Origin of the sequence: Algoriphagus iocasae, assembly GCF_014206875.1 — a bacterium.
GTDB classification, from domain to species: domain Bacteria; phylum Bacteroidota; class Bacteroidia; order Cytophagales; family Cyclobacteriaceae; genus Algoriphagus; species Algoriphagus iocasae.
This window is the reverse complement of record NZ_JACIJO010000005.1, coordinates 1-17,189: the sequence shown is the minus strand read 5'-3', so window position 1 is coordinate 17,189 and position 17,189 is coordinate 1. Positions and strand designations below refer to the sequence as shown.

13 protein-coding genes and 1 tRNA gene are annotated in these 17,189 nt (G+C 38.0%); 10 read left to right on the top strand and 4 right to left on the bottom strand.

The genetic code is table 11. The annotated features are described in order from the left end of the window. Positions 1–13: 13 nt before the first annotated feature. The 4 genes from FHS59_RS21330 to FHS59_RS21315 all read left to right on the top strand — a co-directional run bounded on the left by FHS59_RS21330 (position 14) and on the right by FHS59_RS21315 (position 4,805). Complete coding sequence (locus FHS59_RS21330; RefSeq protein WP_184498034.1) at positions 14–1,441, top strand: SusD/RagB family nutrient-binding outer membrane lipoprotein; 1,428 nt, start codon at positions 14–16, stop codon at positions 1,439–1,441. Positions 1,442–1,602: 161 nt separating this feature from the next. Further along, entirely contained in the window at positions 1,603–2,022 is a 420-nt protein-coding gene (locus tag FHS59_RS21325; protein ID WP_184498032.1) for a 6-pyruvoyl trahydropterin synthase family protein, read from the top strand. Between the two features lie 81 nt (positions 2,023–2,103). After that, positions 2,104–3,225 (top strand): lipid-A-disaccharide synthase, encoded by a 1,122-nt coding sequence (lpxB, locus tag FHS59_RS21320; RefSeq protein ID WP_184498030.1) that lies wholly within the window; start codon positions 2,104–2,106, stop codon positions 3,223–3,225. 59 nt (positions 3,226–3,284) lie between these two features. Further along, complete coding sequence (locus tag FHS59_RS21315) at positions 3,285–4,805, top strand: glycoside hydrolase (RefSeq protein WP_184498028.1); 1,521 nt, start codon at positions 3,285–3,287, stop codon at positions 4,803–4,805. A gap of 49 nt (positions 4,806–4,854) precedes the next feature. Here the strand turns inward: FHS59_RS21315 and clpX are convergent, their stop codons facing one another. The 4 genes from clpX to FHS59_RS21295 form a co-directional block, all read right to left on the bottom strand. Beyond that, entirely contained in the window at positions 4,855–6,081 is a 1,227-nt protein-coding gene (clpX, locus tag FHS59_RS21310) for an ATP-dependent Clp protease ATP-binding subunit ClpX (RefSeq protein ID WP_184498026.1), read from the bottom strand. Between the two features lie 3 nt (positions 6,082–6,084). Further along, positions 6,085–6,756, bottom strand: coding sequence for a ClpP family protease (locus FHS59_RS21305; RefSeq protein ID WP_184498024.1), 672 nt, complete (start codon positions 6,754–6,756; stop codon positions 6,085–6,087). A 75-nt stretch (positions 6,757–6,831) separates the two neighbouring features. After that, positions 6,832–8,160, bottom strand: a complete 1,329-nt coding sequence (tig, locus tag FHS59_RS21300; protein WP_184498022.1) for a trigger factor — start codon at positions 8,158–8,160, stop codon at positions 6,832–6,834. Positions 8,161–8,246: 86 nt separating this feature from the next. After that, a tRNA-Leu gene (locus tag FHS59_RS21295) sits at positions 8,247–8,331 on the bottom strand. A 163-nt stretch (positions 8,332–8,494) separates the two neighbouring features. On the opposite strand from FHS59_RS21295, the gene FHS59_RS21290 reads away from it, so the two are divergent. From FHS59_RS21290 to FHS59_RS21265, 6 genes are all read left to right on the top strand, one after another. Continuing rightward, positions 8,495–10,714: a RelA/SpoT family protein gene (locus tag FHS59_RS21290; RefSeq protein WP_184498020.1), complete on the top strand. Its 2,220-nt coding sequence runs from the start codon at positions 8,495–8,497 to the stop codon at positions 10,712–10,714. A gap of 54 nt (positions 10,715–10,768) precedes the next feature. Next, a complete protein-coding gene (locus FHS59_RS21285; protein WP_184498018.1) occupies positions 10,769–11,236 on the top strand; it encodes a Fur family transcriptional regulator in 468 nt (155 codons plus the stop codon). Between the two features lie 88 nt (positions 11,237–11,324). Continuing rightward, a complete protein-coding gene (locus FHS59_RS21280; RefSeq protein WP_184498016.1) occupies positions 11,325–11,666 on the top strand; it encodes an STAS domain-containing protein in 342 nt (113 codons plus the stop codon). A gap of 185 nt (positions 11,667–11,851) precedes the next feature. After that, positions 11,852–13,123: an adenylosuccinate synthase gene (locus FHS59_RS21275; RefSeq protein ID WP_184498014.1), complete on the top strand. Its 1,272-nt coding sequence runs from the start codon at positions 11,852–11,854 to the stop codon at positions 13,121–13,123. Between the two features lie 98 nt (positions 13,124–13,221). Next, on the top strand, positions 13,222–15,549 hold the full coding sequence (locus FHS59_RS21270) for a PKD domain-containing protein (RefSeq protein ID WP_184498012.1): 2,328 nt from the start codon (positions 13,222–13,224) through the stop codon (positions 15,547–15,549). Further along, positions 15,546–16,565 carry a PorP/SprF family type IX secretion system membrane protein gene (locus FHS59_RS21265; protein ID WP_317168226.1) on the top strand — a complete coding sequence of 340 codons (1,020 nt, stop codon included), beginning with the start codon at positions 15,546–15,548 and terminating at the stop codon, positions 16,563–16,565. Before FHS59_RS21270 ends, FHS59_RS21265 begins: the two co-directional genes overlap by 4 nt. The last annotated feature ends 624 nt before the right edge of the window (positions 16,566–17,189 follow it).

The following is a 17,189-nucleotide window of genomic DNA, read 5'->3' as shown; positions in this document are numbered from 1 at the left end:
TAGATTTTAAAAAATGAGAAATATAAAAAATACAGTTTTAGGTTTGGTAGCTGGGACACTGATGCTCAGTGCCTGCTCAGAATTTGGAGATACCAATGTTGATCCAAACAGACCTTCTTCTCCTTTGACTTCTGGTCTTTTGACTGGAGCTGAGAGAAGCGTATCTGACGTAATCGGTAGTGCAATCGGCGTATTGTATGTACAGCAATTATCTGAAAAGCAATATACTGAGGCTTCAAGATATCAGGATGTTTACTTTGATTTCAATGGTTTCTATACTGGACCTTTGATGAATCTTCAGAGAATCATCAAATTGAACACAGAAGAAGAGACTAAAGGTGATGTCTTGAGTTCTGGTAGCAATGAAAACCAGATTGCAGTTGCTAGAATTTTGAGAGCTTACTTCTTTGGAGTAATGACTGATAGATGGGGTGAACTACCTTATACTGAAGCTTTGCAAGGAGAATTAGATTTCTCTCCTTCCTATGATAGCCAAGAGTTTATCTACACAGATCTTTTGAAAGAATTGAAAGAAGCTGCAGATCAAATCAATTTTGAAACTGCTGGAGTTGAAGGTGATTTGCTTTTCAGTGGAGATATGAACAAGTGGAGACAATTCGCTAATTCATTGAGAATGATTATGGCTCTTCGTGTAAGTGATGTGGCTCCAGAAATGGCAAAAGCAAACTTTACTGAGGCATATTCTAATGGTGTTTTAGGTGCTGATTTCATGTATCCATATTTGGCAGAAGCTAATAATCAGAATCCTTGGTATGGTAGATATTTGACCCGTGTGGATTATGCAATTTCTGATACCATGTATGATTTCATGAACCCACTTGGTGATCCAAGACTGGAAGTTTATGCAGATCCAGCAGCAAACACTGGTGATATCGAACCAATGCCTTATGGTGTATCTAACACTGTAGCTGGTGGTATTACAAATGCTTCTGTTTCTTACTTAGGTACATTCAACAGAAAGCAAAATGCTGAACTTCCAATTGTAACCATGGCTCAGATCCACTTCTCTTTAGCTGAAGCTGCTGTGAAAGGCTGGATTTCTGAAAGTGCTGAAGAGCATTACAACATGGCAATCGAGTCATCTTTCAGACAATTTGGAGTATTCGATCAAGCTGCTTTTGATGCTTATGTTGCTCAACCAGAAGTTGCTTTTTCTTCTAGCATGGCAATGGAGAGAATTGCTTCTCAAAAATGGGTAGCTCTTTTCTTACAGGGTTATGAAGCTTGGGCTGAATGGAGAAGATTTGACTATCCGGAATTGGCTCCAGCTGTGGATGCAATGAACGAAAGTAAAATGATCCCGGTAAGACAGGCTTATCCAACTACTGAAAGAGATATCAACTCTGAAAACTACGACCAAGCAGTAGCTCGTCAAGGTGCTGATGGTTTGGATACTAAATTATGGTGGGATATTAAATAATCTCCCTTCTTAGGAATCAGTTTTAATTGATTCTTGTATTAAAAGACCTTCTTGGTTGAATTCATATGAGTTTGATCAAGAAGGTTTTTTTATGCCTTCCTTGGGCTTAATTCTTATATTTTCTTTCTTTTAGCTACCTTTGCGTCCTATTTAAGAATGCTATGATTTACGTTTGTCGAAAAGAACACTTTAATGCAGCCCACAAATTGTGGAACCCAAAGTGGACTGATGAGAAAAATGTGGAAGTCTTTGGCCCATGCGCAAATGTGAATTGGCATGGCCATAATTTTGAATTGATCGTTATGGTCAAAGGAACTCCGGATCCTGAGACAGGATTTGTAGTTGATTTGAAAAAACTAAGTACGATTATCAGAAATTTAGTGATCGAAAAAGTAGACCATAAAAACCTGAATATCGACGTTGATTTTATGGAAGGCAAATTGGCTAGTTGTGAAAACCTAGTCATGGAATTCTGGAAAATTCTTGAGCCTGCTGTCAAAGAAATCACCAATCAAGGAGGCTTGCATAAATTGACTCTATACGAAACCCCAAGAAATTTTGTGGAATATTACGGAGATTGATTTTATTTTAGATAAGTATAGAAATGGAGAGTAGGTTAAATTAGCCTACTTTTCTTTTTTTAGCATTAGTTTATTGATGAAATGACCCAAGGCAGAAAGAAAATATATATCATCTCAGGCGAGCGTTCAGGAGATCTTCATGCGTCCAATCTGGTCTCTGCTTTATTAGGAATTCAGCCTGACTTGCAATTCAGAGGAATGGGAGGGAGCTACTCCCAAAAAGCAGGAGTGGAGCTTGCTGTAGATTATTCTGAAGTTGCTTTGATGGGCTTTTTAGAAGTTGTCTTGGGCTTTCGGAAAGTATTGAAATACCTGAAGCTGGTTAAGAAGGATCTGCTTTCTTTTAAACCAGATGCGATTATCCTAGTGGATTACGGTGGATTCAATATGAAAATTGCAGCTTTTGCTAAGGAAAATAATATACCCGTCCATTATTATATTCCTCCAAAAGTTTGGGCTTGGAATCAAAAAAGAGCTTTGAAATTAAAAGCTTTTACAGATCATATTTATTCTATCCTACCCTTTGAGGTTGAGTTTTTTGAAAAATATGACCTGAAAGTCAATTATGTGGGAAATCCTCTTTTTGATGAGATAAAGAAGTTTACTCCACACCAGTTTTTCTTTCAAAAGAATGAACTGAATTATCAGCCTATCATTGCTTTACTCCCAGGAAGTAGAAAGCAAGAAATCAATGCAATGTTAGATAGAATGGTGGATTTGGTAAAAGTATTTCCAAATGCCCAATTTGTCATAGCTGGAGTGGGCGATATGGGAGAAGGTATTTACCAAAAAGGGCTGGATTCCGGAATTAAAGTGATATTCGATCAGACCTATGATCTTTTATCTCATGCCGTGGCCGCTGTCATAACTTCTGGTACGGCTACTTTGGAGACTGCAATTTTTCGTGTCCCCCAAGTAGTGGTATATAGGACTAGCTCCGTTTCTTATGCTATTGCAAAGAATTTAATCCGAGTTCCTTTTATCTCCCTTCCGAATCTGATCGCAGAAGAGCTTGTGGTGAAAGAACTGATCCAAGATGATTTTTCTGTCCAGAACTTACAATCTGAACTTCAGCAGATCCTCTCTAATCAAGTATATAAAGGGTACATGCTCCAAGGATATGACAAGATTAAAGAGAAGCTTGGCAATGAAAGTGCTTCTGAAAATACTGCGAAGTTAATTTTCCAGTCTTTACAAGTATAGTCTGTTCATGATTTCTAAATTTGACATCCTACATAACCTAGATGTTCAATTTTTACCTCATGAAGAAACTGATATTCTCCCTTTGTTTTTCCTACTGTTTCATTTTTTATGGATTTGCTCAAGAATCTGAGAAGTTAATCTTATCGATAGATACTGAAACCAAATATCAAATAATTGACCATTTCGGAGCATCTGATGCTTGGTCTATTCAGTTTGTTGGAAATTGGCCGGAAGTGAAGAAAAAGGCGATTGCGAAACTTCTCTTTAGTAAAGAGATGAGCCACGGTAAGCCACTAGGAATTGGGCTTTCGATGTGGAGAATGAATTTGGGAGCAGGGGCTGCAGCTCAAGGTTCAGAAAGTGGAATTAAAGATGAATGGAGAAGGGCAAGCTCATTTTTGAAGGCGGATGGATCTCTAAACCTTCCTGAAATTGATGGACAACTTTGGTTTGCTAATGCAGCAAAGGAGCACGGAGTAGAAAAGCTCCTTTTGTTTTCAAATAGTCCTCCGGTTCATTTGACTAAAAATGAGAAAGGTTATTCTTCGGATGGTAACTCGAATTTGCCCGATGAAAATGTAGATGCTTTTGCTGATTATGTTTCTCAGGTTTTTAAAGAGCTTGGAAAGCACTCCCTCAATCCTGAATATTTTAGCCCTGTCAATGAACCTCAATGGGACTGGAAAGATGGTGGACAGGAAGGAAATCCTTATACCAATCAAGAAGTGGCCATGCTTGTTCGTGCCTTGAATTCTTCCTTCGAAAATGAAAAAATCAAGGTTAAAATAGATGTCGCAGAAGCTGGTAAAATCAACTATTTATTTGAACTATCAGATAAACCAAAAAGGGGAAATCAAATTCAAGAGTTTTTTGCCCCTTCTTCTCCAAATTATCTGGGCGATTTAAACCACGTCTCCAAAGTAATTTCTGCCCATAGCTACTTCACAACTAGTCCATCCAATACTTCTGTTGCCATGAGGCAAAGACTTCATGAAGAAGTCAAGAGGTTTCCAGCGCTTAGCTATTGGATGACGGAATATTGCATATTAGGCGGGAATGAAGGTGAGATTAATGGCGGGAAAAGAGACTTGGGAATGGATGCCGCATTGTATGTGGCGAGAGTGATTCATCAGGATTTATCAGTTGCCAACGCTTCGGCCTGGAATTGGTGGTTGGCTGTTTCTCCATATGATTACAAGGATGGATTGATTTATATCGATAAGAATAAGACGAACGGTGACTTTTATGAAAGCAAAATGTTATGGGCTTTGGGTAATTTTAGCAGATTTATTCGTCCAGGATTTCAAAGAATTGCTCTAAAGTCATCGAGTCCAAATGAAGAAAAAATTAATGCCTCGGCCTATCTATCTTCTGATCAAGAGGAAATGGTGATTGTTTTAATAAACCCTGAAAATCAACCTAAAGAAATTCAATTAAACCAACTTCCTGATCAATTTCAGATTGTGAAAGGCTATTTGACCAATGAGAATTCATCTTTAGAACCTAAGCTAATTGATTTAAAAAACCTGACTTTTCCTGAAAAGTCAATTTTGACTTTAGTGTTTTCATTAAAAAAATAGCTCGACAAAAATGAATTTGCCGAGCTATCTCTAATTTAAGTAGTGTAGTTTAAGCTACTTGTAGTCTCTTGAATTTAGACTTATCAAATTTGGCTTGAGCATACTTCGCGTCAATGATCAATTCTTTGATGGAATCATCAGATGGGATTTCGTACATCGCATCAGTGATGATAGCTTCGCAAATTGATCTCAACCCTCTTGCTCCAAGATTGTATTCCACTGCTTTGTCAACGATGAATTCAATTGCACTTTCCTCAAATACAATATTGACACCTTCCATTGCTAGAAGCTTTGAATACTGTTTCACCAAAGCATTTTTCGGCTCAGTCAGAATTCTCTTCAACGAATCCTTGTGCAAAGGATCTAAGTGCGTCAACACCGGAAGTCTACCAATCAATTCTGGAATTAAACCAAAAGCCTTCAAATCCTGTGCAGTCACATACTGAAGTAGGTTTTCACGATCTGCTGTTGGGCCTGCATTGGTTTTACCAAATCCCATTGGCTGAGTATTCAATCTTTTCCCAATATGTCTTGCGATTCCATCAAAAGCTCCGCCGCAGATAAATAGGATGTTTTCAGTATTGACAGCTATCATTTTCTGGTCAGGATGCTTTCTACCACCTTGCGGAGGGACATTCACAATAGTTCCTTCCAAAAGTTTCAACATTGCTTGCTGTACACCTTCTCCACTGACATCACGCGTGATGGATGGATTATCAGATTTTCTGGAGATTTTATCCAGTTCATCAATGTAAACAATCCCTCTTTCAGCTGCTTCAACATTATAATCGGCAGCTTGTAGTAATCTGGTTAAGATACTTTCTACATCTTCACCTACGTATCCAGCTTCAGTTAGAACTGTTGCATCGGCAATACAAAATGGAACTTCGAGAATTTTGGCAAGAGTTTTTGCCAAGTAAGTTTTACCGGTTCCGGTGTCACCAACCATGATAATGTTAGATTTTTCAATCTTTACATCATCTTTTTCATCTTTCTGAGAAAGTCTTTTGTAATGATTATAAACCGCTACAGTCAGTACTTTTTTTGCTTCATCCTGACCAATTACAAATTGATCAAGAAAAGAAGTCAGCTCTTTTGGTTTCTTTAATTTGAATTTAGGTTTCGCGTCATCTGATTTCTTGGTTTTTTCTTCCTCACCAAGGATCAAATGCGCTTGATCGATGCAGAAATTACAGATATGAGCAGAAATGCCCGATACCATCAGATCGACATCCTTTTTATTTCTACCGCAAAAAGAGCAGGTAACTTGAGCCATTACTTAAGGTTTTTTTACTAATACTTCGTCAATTAGGCCATATTCTTTAGCCTCTGGAGCTTTTAACCAATAATCTCTATCAGAGTCTCTTTCGATTTCTTCAAAAGTTTTACCGGTATGATTAGCCAAAATCTGATATAATTCCTGTCTCATGGATAGGATTAATTTCAAGGAAATCTCCATATCTCTAGACTGTCCTTGCATGCCACCAGATGGTTGGTGAATCATTACTCTAGAGTGCTTCAATGCAGATCTTTTGTCTTTGGCACCACCAGCTAACAATACAGCACCCATAGATGCAGCTATACCTGTACAGATAGTCGCTACGTCAGGACCAATGTACTGCATCGTGTCATAAATACCTAAACCAGCGGTCACTGAGCCTCCTGGACTGTTTACATAAAGCAAAACATCTTTTTTAGAATCTACTGATTCCAAGAATAAAAGCTGTGCAACAATGATGTTTGCAATATGGTCGTCAATCCCTGTACCCAGGAAAATAATTCTGTCCATGATAAGTCTTGAAAAGACATCGATTTCACGGAAATTTTGTGGGCGCTCCTCGATAACTGATCGAGTCATGTTTTCAATATGCTGCGTGTATTGGTCAAATGCAGTACCGCTTACACCTTGATTATGAATGGCGTACTTTCTGAATTCTTCTTTATTGATCATGTTCGAGTTTGTTGTGGTAAACAAAAATAAAAAAAGCCCTTAAATAAGGACTTTTTTATGATAGCAATAAGCGAATTACTTTTCTAAAAGTTCCTTGAACTCGTCGATCGTTATTTCCTTTTCTTTCAAATCAATGTTTTCCTGCACATATGCCAAAACTTTATCGTTTTGAACAGATGTCAACATGTTCATGTAATTTTGTCCTTCTTCACCTTTTAGGTAATTGTCAACAAACATGTCCATGCTCTCTTCCATTTGAGATCCTAATCCAGAAGAAGCAAACTGCTCACGGATCATCTCTTTGGTTTTAGCAATTACATCTTCATGTTCTGCCTGAATTTTATTTTCAGTAGCCAAATGATTAGAAATCAATGACCAGATCAACTGCTTAGCATAGATAGGGTATTCTTTCTCTACATCTTCTTCAGTCACTTTACCTTCATTTGCACGAATCAACCATTCCTTCAAGAAGGCGTCTGGCAAATCAATTTTTGCAGATTCAGTGATCGCTTTCTTCAATTCTTCCTCAGTGAATACTTTTGACTCTTTGTCATAATTTCCCTGAAGGGTTTCTTTTACTTTCGCAACAAACTCCTCTTCTGTACTTACAACTCCTGGTCCGAAGACTTTATCAAAAAACTCCTGATTTAATTCAGCTGCTTCTGTTCTATTGATATTCTTAACTGTGAAAGTAAGTTCGCCTTGTGCAGATTCAACTTCTTCTTCAGTCATTCCAAAAGCTTCTTCCCACTGTGCTTTCTTCACGTCTTTTGATTCGAATTCTACAACAGCATCTTTGCTGATACCTGTGAATTTACCTGCTAGTTTCTTAGTGATTTTAGTCAAGTCCAAAGAAAGTGTCTTTGTGAAACCACTTTCTTTTGCAGTCAAGTCACCATAAATGTGGTCACCAGCTTCGCTTACTTCAGGATTAGTGCTTTTTCCGGATTGTGCCTTCAAGTTTTCGATGGTTTCTTCAACCAATTTATCGTCTACCTTAATCGCATATTTTGTTCCCTTAAACTTCTTGTCAAGAGCAACAGAAATTCCTTCTACAAATCCAATTTTGTATTCAAAATCAAATTCCTTTTGAGTCTTCCAGTCGATGGAGTCATTTTCTTTTTCTACAGGAAGAGGCTCCCCAAGAATTTTAAAAGTCTGTTCTTTAATGTAGTTGTTTAAAGACTCACCTAAAATTGAATTGATTTCTTCTACCAAGACAGAGGTGCCATAAATGTTTTTCACCATGGAAACCGGAGCTTTGCCAGGTCTGAAACCTTTAATGTTGGCTTTTTTGGCGTAGTCCTTCAGTTTCGCGTCTACCTTTGGTTGATAATCTGCTTCGTTTAGTTTAATTTTAATTAAAGCTTGATTTGCTGATTGCTTGTCTAATGAGATTTCCAAGGCGTTTGAATTTATTATGATGATTAACTAAAAACCCTCAATCTCCTTCCTGTCATCTGACAGTAGAGTGATTGAGGGTTCGGTATTGGTGCGGATAGAGGGACTCGAACCCCCATGCCTTACGGCGCTAGATCCTAAGTCTAGTGCGTCTACCAATTTCGCCACATCCGCTAATGGTACAATAGGCTTGGAAATCATTAAATTTTCATTCCGTTTCCTGATTGTGGATGCAAAGGTAAATAGGATTTTAGAAAATGCAATAGGTCTTAAAAAAAAATAAAAGAATTAGGCAAATAATTTCTCAAAGCTCATTTTTGAAGTAAAATAGGCCCTTATGATTCAAGTGGATATTGAAGAAGAAAGAAAAGAAATTCTCAAACGCTATAGACGTTTATTGAGACAGGCGAAACCGATCCTGAAACCTGGAGACACGAAGTTGATAAAAAAGGCTTTTAATGTCTCTCAAGAAGCTCATAAAGAAATGAGGAGGAAGTCGGGGGAGCCCTATATATATCACCCACTGGAAGTAGCTCTGGTTTGTGTTGAGGAAATAGGTTTAGGCACCACTTCCATCGTGGCAGCATTGCTCCATGATGTGGTGGAGGATACAGAGTGGGAGTTAGAAGATATTGAAAGGGAGTTTGGATATAAAGTCATGACCATCATTGATGGTTTGACAAAAATTTCCGGTGTTTTCGATTATGGAAGTTCCCAGCAGGCAGAGAATTTCCGAAAGATGCTGTTGACTTTATCGGATGATGTCCGGGTGATTTTGATCAAGCTTGCTGACCGACTTAACAACATGCGGACTTTGCAAAGCATGCCCCGTCACAAGCAATTGAAAATCGCTTCCGAAACGATGTATTTATACGCACCTCTAGCTCACAGGCTGGGTCTTTATACGATCAAATCTGAGCTGGAAGATTTGTATCTCAAGTACACCGACACAGAAACTTATGTAGAGATTGTACAGAAGATTAATGAATCTAAAAGCATTCGAAACAAGTTTATAAAATCCTTTGTGCAGCCAATTGAAGACGAATTGATTCGCCAGAAATTCAATTTTGTCATCAAAGGAAGGCCTAAGTCAGTCTACTCAATTTACAGTAAAATGAAGAAGCAAGGGATACCCTTTGAGGAGGTGTATGACTTGTTTGCGATTCGGATTATTCTGGATAGTGACTTAGAGAATGAAAAAGCAGATTGCTGGCAGGTTTACTCAATTGTAACTGATTTTTACCATCCAAATCCAGATCGACTCAGAGATTGGATCAGCACATCCAGATCAAATGGCTATGAATCACTTCACACCACAGTAATGAGTAATACTGGTCAATGGGTGGAAGTTCAGATCAGATCCACAAGGATGGATGAAATTGCAGAGAGAGGCTATGCTGCTCACTGGAAGTACAAAGACAGAGACAGTAGTTCCAAAACCCCTTCCGGTTTGGATGACTGGATTTCTCAGGTTCGTGGTCTGTTGGAGTCAAACGATGGTTCTGCCATTGAATTCATGGATGACTTCCGTGGAAATTTATTCCATGATGAAGTCTTTGTATTTACCCCGAAAGGAGATTTAAAAGTTCTTCCATTTGGTTCTACGGCCCTTGATTTCGCATTTGAAATTCATACCGAAATTGGGGCAAAATGTATTGGGGCGAAAGTCAACCAAAAATTGGTGCCAATTTCCCATAAGTTAAAAAATGGGGATCAGGTAGAAATTCTAACTTCCAACAAACAAAAACCTACCGAAGATTGGCTCAACAATGTTGTAACCTCCAGAGCTAAAGCCAAAATCAAAGATGCTCTAAAAGAGGATAAGAAATCTGCGATTTTAGACGGAAAAGAAATAGTGCAGCGAAAGCTGAAGCAGATGAAAATGGAGTTTAACTCTGAAGCGGTAGATAAGCTCCGTGCTTATTTTGAGTTAAAAACAGCCAATGAATTTTACTATCGTCTTGGAAAAGGAATTATTGATCCAACTTCGATCAAGTCCTTTAAAATTTTCAAGGAAAATCAGAAACTGAAGAGTAAGGCGATTCAGGAGAAGGTTAAAGATGAATCTACTTTCACCAAAGAAATCAAAAGTCTGAAGGGACCAGATCATGATCAGCTTCTGATAGGAGAGGATATGGATGTGGTGGATTATATCTTGGCGAAATGTTGTAATCCGATTCCAGGAGATGATGTTTTTGGTTTTGTTACGGTTAATGAAGGAATAAAAATCCATAGAACTTCCTGTCCAAATGCCTTAGAACTTCTTTCAAATCATGGAAATCGAGTGATCAAAGCGAGATGGACCAGTCAAAAGGAAATTGCATTTCTTGCCGGTCTGAGGATCATAGGTACTGATAGAGTAGGCTTAATCAATGATGTGACTAAGGTGATTTCGAATGAGTTGAAAGTAAATATGAGATCTATCACTGTGGATTCAGATGCCGGGATTTTTGAGGGAACAATCAAACTTTATGTACATAGCACTGAGCATCTTGATCAGTTGATGAAAAACCTTGCTTTGGTAGACGGAATCCATAAGGTCACAAGGTTTGATTGATGAATTGAATCTTTTCTGACAGACAAAAGTTATATTTGAAAAAATTAGCTCAAAATGCCTTTGAATACCACGCATTTCGAAGAGGTTAAAAAAATCTTTACAGCCTATCTGGAAAATCAAAAACTCCGAAAGACTCCGGAGAGATATGCGATCCTCGAAGAAATTTACACCCGTACCGGACACTTTGATGTGGAGTCTCTTTACATCAGTATGAAGAATAAAAACTACCGTGTCAGCCGAGCCACAGTTTATAATACCCTGGATTTGTTGGTGGAATGTGATTTGGTAACCAAACATCAGTTTGGTAAAAACCTCGCGCAATTCGAAAAATCATATGGATATAAGCAACACGATCATTTGATTTGTGTCGAGTGCAACAAAGTACTGGAATTTTGTGATCCTCGTATCCAAAACATTCAAAATACCGTTGCGGACATATTGGATTTTCAGGTGTTACATCATTCGCTTATTCTTTATGGCAATTGCAAAAACGTAAACTGCGAGAATAGAAAAGCCGATTAAACAAATCTCACTTGACATCAAATTCTTCAAACTGAAACTGATGTCTGGCAAAAAGAATCCTTCAGCTCACAATATTTATTTTAACTAGATGAAATTAACATTCAATACCAGCAAAGACGACCTTGCCAATTATTTATACATTCAAGGTGATTTGATAGGAGATGAGACAGGACCAAAACTTGTGGAGGTGGTTTCTGATGCAATTAATGATGGTGCCAAAACTTTTGTAGTCGATCTTAGTCAAGTCAGATATATCTCATCTAGTGGCATCGGCTTATTAATTACCATGCTGACCAAAATGAGAAATGTCGGAGGAGAGGTCTATTTGACTGCACCTTCAGAGCATGTGAAGAAGCTTTTAATCATCACCAAACTCAATAATATTTTTACGGTTTTTGATTCTGTAGATGAGTTTAAAAAGAAGGTGTGATTTATTCAAAATCATAATTTTTATTATTCAATCCTAAAGGGAAAAAGAGAAGGATTATCCAAGCTACTGCCGAAGTGTTTCTTTGTAAGAAGAAATAATTACGTCCTTTCTCTTGGTTTTCTTTGGGCTTCTTGCAAATTTCACGCTTCAAAAAGTGTTAGCATAAACGATAGACCGCACATCAAATGAAGATGGATGTACTTCTGGGACTCCAGTGGGGAGACGAAGGTAAAGGAAAAGTAGTAGACGTTCTCGCGCCTCAATATGAAATAGTAGCTCGATTCCAGGGAGGACCTAATGCAGGTCATACTCTTGAATTTGATGGAATCAAGCACGTATTACATCAAATACCTTCAGGGATTTTCCGCTCTCAGATTTTAAATATTATTGGCAATGGAGTTGTTTTAGACCCGATTGTCCTAAAAAGAGAAATTGACGGCCTTGCCAAATTCAATATCGATTACAAGAAGAATCTGGTAATTTCCAAGAAAGCTACCATCATTATTCCAACCCATAAACTTTTGGACGCAGCATATGAGCAGTCAAAAGGTGATAAGAAGATTGGTTCAACCTTAAAGGGTATTGGCCCAACTTATCAGGATAAAATTGGAAGATCTGCACTTCGTGTAGGAGATATTTTGAGTGATGACTTTCAAGAAAAATACGACGTTCTAGTAGGAAAGCATAAAACTACGCTTTCTTATTACAACTATCCTTTGGATGCTTTGGCAGAAATGGAAGAGCAGTTTTTTGCTGCGATTGAATTTTTCAAGACACTAAATCTGATCGATAGTGAATATGTCGTAAATGACGCTTTTGCTGACAATAAAAAGATCTTGGCAGAAGGAGCTCAAGGTTCATTGTTGGATATTGATTTTGGTTCTTACCCATTTGTGACAAGCAGTAGCACTATGACTGCAGGAGCTTGTACTGGTTTGGGAGTTTCACCATCTAAAATCGGTGAGGTGTTCGGGATCTTCAAAGCCTATTGCACCAGAGTTGGAAGTGGACCTTTCCCGACAGAGCTTTTCGATCAGACAGGTGAGGATATGAGAAAAGAGGGGAATGAATTTGGAAGCACCACTGGTAGACCTAGACGTTGTGGCTGGTTGGATCTTCCAGCATTGAAATACTCTATTATGATTAATGGAGTCACTCAATTATTCATGATGAAAGCAGATGTGTTGAATATCTTTGAGGAAATCAAAGTCTGCACTCATTACGAATTGCCTTCCGGTGAAAAAATTGATCGTTTGAGTTTTGAGATTTCTGAAGTGGATGCCAAGCCAGTTTATAAAACATTAAAAGGCTGGAATTGCTCTTTGGCAAATATCGATTCTTACGAAAAATTCCCAGTTGAACTGAAAGAATATGTGAGCTATCTAGAAGATGAATTGAATGTGCCTATTAAATTGGTGTCTGTTGGACCGGATAGAAGTCAGACGATTTTGAGATAATTTCCAAATATTTAAGTGAAAGCCTTCGGAGGAAAACCGAAGGCTTTTTTATTTCTATTCATTTTTAGCGCTATTTTAGGTCTCCAAATTCTTCAGCATTGAAACTCAAAATATTAGCATTTACCTCTTTTTTAATTTTTGTGATAACTGAGCTTTCTGCTCAAACAGGCTTTCCTTATTGCGAAACTTTTGATTCTAAATCGACAAAGTCTACCACAGTTTTTGGAGCAGATGCCCAGCTGGTGGACGGTGCTTTAAGATTGACAAATAATCAACTCGAGCAAAGAGGTTATGTATACATAGATATTCCTTTTTCTTCGGCCTATGGTATCAAGACTTCCTTTGAGTTTTTCAGTTATGGAGGAGATGGAGCTGATGGCATTGCATTTTTTCTTTTTGATGCAGCAGTTCCCAATTTTGCGATTGGAGGATTTGGAGGTTCTTTGGGGTATTCCAAAAGAACCAATGAACCAGGTTTGGCAGGTGCTTATTTAGGTGTTGGTTTTGATGAATTTGGGAATTTTGGTAATACAGCCGAAAGCAAATCTGGTGGTTTTCCTGGTGCAGCTGAAAATTTGGTGCCTGATGCAATTGTAATTAGAGGTCCGGGAAATGGGTTTGTTGGATATGAGTTTATTAAAGGTAAGAAAACCATGGATTCGGGAGTGGACGGTTTGGCTTCCGATCAGTTTTTCCCAATCAGCTCTGGAGGGAGAGGAACTCAACGGGTAACCGATTTAAATCAACCTGGTTATCGAAAAGCGAATATCAGTTTAATTCCAAACCCATCGGGAGTCGGTTACCTGATAACATTAGTGATGGATTATACCGTGGAGGTAAACACACCTAGAACAATAACGATTTTTCAGGATGTGCCTTTCCCTTATGCAGCACCGGCAAATTTGAAACTAGGATTTTCAGCTTCAACTGGAGGACTCACAAATTTCCATGAAATCAGGAATTTGGTAGTGGAAGTGGCAAATGATGACGATCTGCAAAATCCAATTGGAAGTGATATTAATGAGTTGGAAGCCTGTTCTGGAAATGAGAATGAATTTTTTATTACCTCAGAAAACGTTGAGTTGCTAAATGAAAACGCATCAATTTCCTGCCTTCAGCTTTATAAATCAATTGAAGAAATAGCAGACATATCAGATGATGTATGTGAACAAGCCAAGTGTAATGAGGACAATAAGACTTTGGCAATTCCGGAGGGGACTTTTCAAGTGACAGATGAACCTGGAGGATTTTTATTTCTTCCGAATCCAGAATTCACCGGCAGCAAGGTCACTATTTATTATACTGTGACGGATAATTATGGAAAAAGGTCTCAAGGTAATTCCATGACTTTGGAGATATTGGAATCTCCGGCTCCGTTAAATTTAGTAGTTGCCACAAGTGGGGAACAAGAAGATGAAATTTTTCTTTGTGGTGGGGAGACAATCTTATTAAAAGGTATTGCGACGATAGAATATGATAAAGTAGAGTGGAAACGGGATGGTGAAATAATCACTGGTGCAACTGGGTTTGAGTATGAAGTAAACCAATCCGGTGTTTATTCAGTGTTTGGATTTAATGAAAAAGGTTGTTCTGTTTCTTCCAATGAAATTACTGTCAGTTTTCCGGAAGCTCCAGATTATGATTTTGATGAACCTATTGTAGGTTGCGTGCCTGGGGAAAGTGTGAATGTGATTAGTGAAATTCAGAATTATGATCCTGAGAATTTTGATTACAAATTGGAAGGGAATGGAAAAACCTATTTGAATGATGAGATGTCAATGATTTTTGAATCAGGTAACTATTTGTTAACTGTAAAGCCAAAGACATTGGATTGTTTCTCCAATCCTCAGGAAGTTGAGGTGATAATACTTGAAGAAGAGTTTACAGCTGAATTTGAATTTAGTGTTTCAGGCTCAGGAGTCACAGGAGTTCCGGAAGGAGATATTTTTCCCACTGATGTAATTGAATTTACAAATCTGTCAGATGAGTCAGCGGTAAAGTGGAAATGGGACTTTGGAGATGGGGAGACTAGCGAAAACAAAGAACCGACTCACATATTTGGGAAAAAAGGAGAATTTGATGTGGTTTTGACCATAGAAAATGAGATAGGATGTTTTGCTACAGTGACAAAACATATTTCCATTACTAAAAGCTACCGATTAATGGTTCCCACAGGTTTCACACCATTAGATTCAGAAAACGAAACCTTTTTTCCAAAACAAAAAGGAATGGAAAGCTTGGAGCTGTCAGTGTTTAATCTCTGGGGAGAATTTATCTTCTATACAGATGATATTAATTCTGATGGCTGGGATGGAACCTTAAAAGGAAAGCTTCTTGATGCTGGAGTCTATATATATAGAATCAATGGAGTGGCAGTGGATGGAGAAAAGGTGACGGATGCTGGGAAATTTAGATTGATCAGATGATGAAAAGATTTTTGGTCTTCATCTTTTTTATGCAATTGGGAGTCTTGCAAGCGCAAGATGTTCAATACAGTCAATTTTATGCAAACCCTCTATATCTAAATCCTGCTTTGACAGGAAGCACAGGATTTACCAGGCTTGGAATTAATTTCAGAAATCAATGGCCAGCATTAGATCAGAGTTTTATTGCATACTCTGCCTATGCTGATCACTTTGTAGAAAAATATAATTCCGGAATAGGGATGATGATCTCAGGAGCAAAAGAATCATTTACCCAAAGCCAGGTTCATGAGATTGGACTCTTATATAGTTATAGATTACGGTTAGGGGAAAGGAATTTTATTAATGCTGGCTTTCAAGGATCTTTCGTTGCCAGAGACGCTTTGTTTGATCAGGTTATTTTGGGAACCCAATTAGATATTGACCGAGGAACTATAATCGGATCACCTGGAGATGGATTTGAGGGGGATAGTAAATTGAGAGATTTGGATTTACATGCCGGATTGATTTATTATGATGATAGATTTTGGTTTGGAGCTTCTGCCTTTCACTTGCTTGGTCCGGAAATAAGCTATCTAGAAATGGATGGAAATAAGCTTTCGCTAAAATATTCTCTTCAGGGAGGAGCGAAATTTGATATGGCTCCGGGAGATATCAATGACTTTTTTAACAATACCGATCAGGAAAGATCACTTTCCTTTGCATTTAACTATAAAAAACAAGGTCAATTTTCTCAATTGGATATAGGATCTGAATTTTATTTTGAGCCATTGGTCTTAGGAGTTTGGTATAGAGGATTGCCGACAAAGTTCAGTTTACCTAATAATGAGTCTATAATTTCATTGCTAGGAATTAGGTTGGAGAGTGGATTAGAGCTTGGATATAGCTTTGATTTTTCTATTTCTAAATTAGGTCAACAAGTTTCTGGTGGAGCGCATGAGATTTCGATCAGATATGTTTTTTCATCTAAAGATCCATCAAAAAAGTACTATCCGGAGCTCCCTACCTTCAGATACTAGCTTAAAAAGCTATGTTTTCAAAATAAATACCGGGTTGAATTCAATTATTCAGAATTTAAAATAATTTTTGGTATAAAATTTTAATTAAATCCGTATAAAATTTTTCATCTTCAGTTTCAGTGGTTTAGGTAAAAGTGGAAGATTTTTATGGTTTGAGTATTGTTGTTAAGAAAAATAGGGAGATATTTGCACTCCCAAATGACACGAACGGTGTGTTGGGGTTCGGGGTTTAGGCTCTGAGAAAGGGTTGAAAAAAGATTTTGCAAAAGGGTTAGGAAGTCAGGAATGATCGCTTACCTTTGCAGCCCGCTTGGAAAGCAAGGGGGGATCGGAAGTGGAAAGGGGATTGTCTCTGAAACTTCTGAAAAAATAAAAATCGCAAAGACTATTGGAAGTAAAAAATTACTTCTTACCTTTGCACTCCCATCAGCGATGAAGGGAAAAAAACGGGACGGAAACGAAAGGTTTACCGGATCTGACAAGGGCCACAAATGAGTGGTGTTAAGTTCTTTGAAGTGATGTAAGGCGAAAAAAAATAATAACCTGAGAAAGACGAGGGAAGGTTGATGTGGATTGCTTCGTGCGTCTGCATTGACAGTGTATAAAATAGATAACTTACAATGG

What these genes read in the sequence shown, in the direction of transcription:
- FHS59_RS21290 (WP_184498020.1), top strand. Translation starts at nt 8,495, where the DNA reads ATGATTCAAGTGGATATTGAAGAAGAAAGAAAAGAAATTCTCAAACGC.
- FHS59_RS21275 (WP_184498014.1), top strand. Translation starts at nt 11,852, where the DNA reads ATGAAGATGGATGTACTTCTGGGACTCCAGTGGGGAGACGAAGGTAAA.
- FHS59_RS21315 (WP_184498028.1), top strand. Translation starts at nt 3,285, where the DNA reads ATGAAGAAACTGATATTCTCCCTTTGTTTTTCCTACTGTTTCATTTTT.
- FHS59_RS21285 (WP_184498018.1), top strand. Translation starts at nt 10,769, where the DNA reads ATGCCTTTGAATACCACGCATTTCGAAGAGGTTAAAAAAATCTTTACA.
- FHS59_RS21330 (WP_184498034.1), top strand. Translation starts at nt 14, where the DNA reads ATGAGAAATATAAAAAATACAGTTTTAGGTTTGGTAGCTGGGACACTG.
- lpxB (WP_184498030.1), top strand. Translation starts at nt 2,104, where the DNA reads ATGACCCAAGGCAGAAAGAAAATATATATCATCTCAGGCGAGCGTTCA.
- FHS59_RS21265 (WP_317168226.1), top strand. Translation starts at nt 15,546, where the DNA reads ATGATGAAAAGATTTTTGGTCTTCATCTTTTTTATGCAATTGGGAGTC.
- FHS59_RS21305 (WP_184498024.1), bottom strand. Translation starts at nt 6,756, where the DNA reads ATGATCAATAAAGAAGAATTCAGAAAGTACGCCATTCATAATCAAGGT.
- FHS59_RS21280 (WP_184498016.1), top strand. Translation starts at nt 11,325, where the DNA reads ATGAAATTAACATTCAATACCAGCAAAGACGACCTTGCCAATTATTTA.
- FHS59_RS21325 (WP_184498032.1), top strand. Translation starts at nt 1,603, where the DNA reads ATGATTTACGTTTGTCGAAAAGAACACTTTAATGCAGCCCACAAATTG.
- clpX (WP_184498026.1), bottom strand. Translation starts at nt 6,081, where the DNA reads ATGGCTCAAGTTACCTGCTCTTTTTGCGGTAGAAATAAAAAGGATGTC.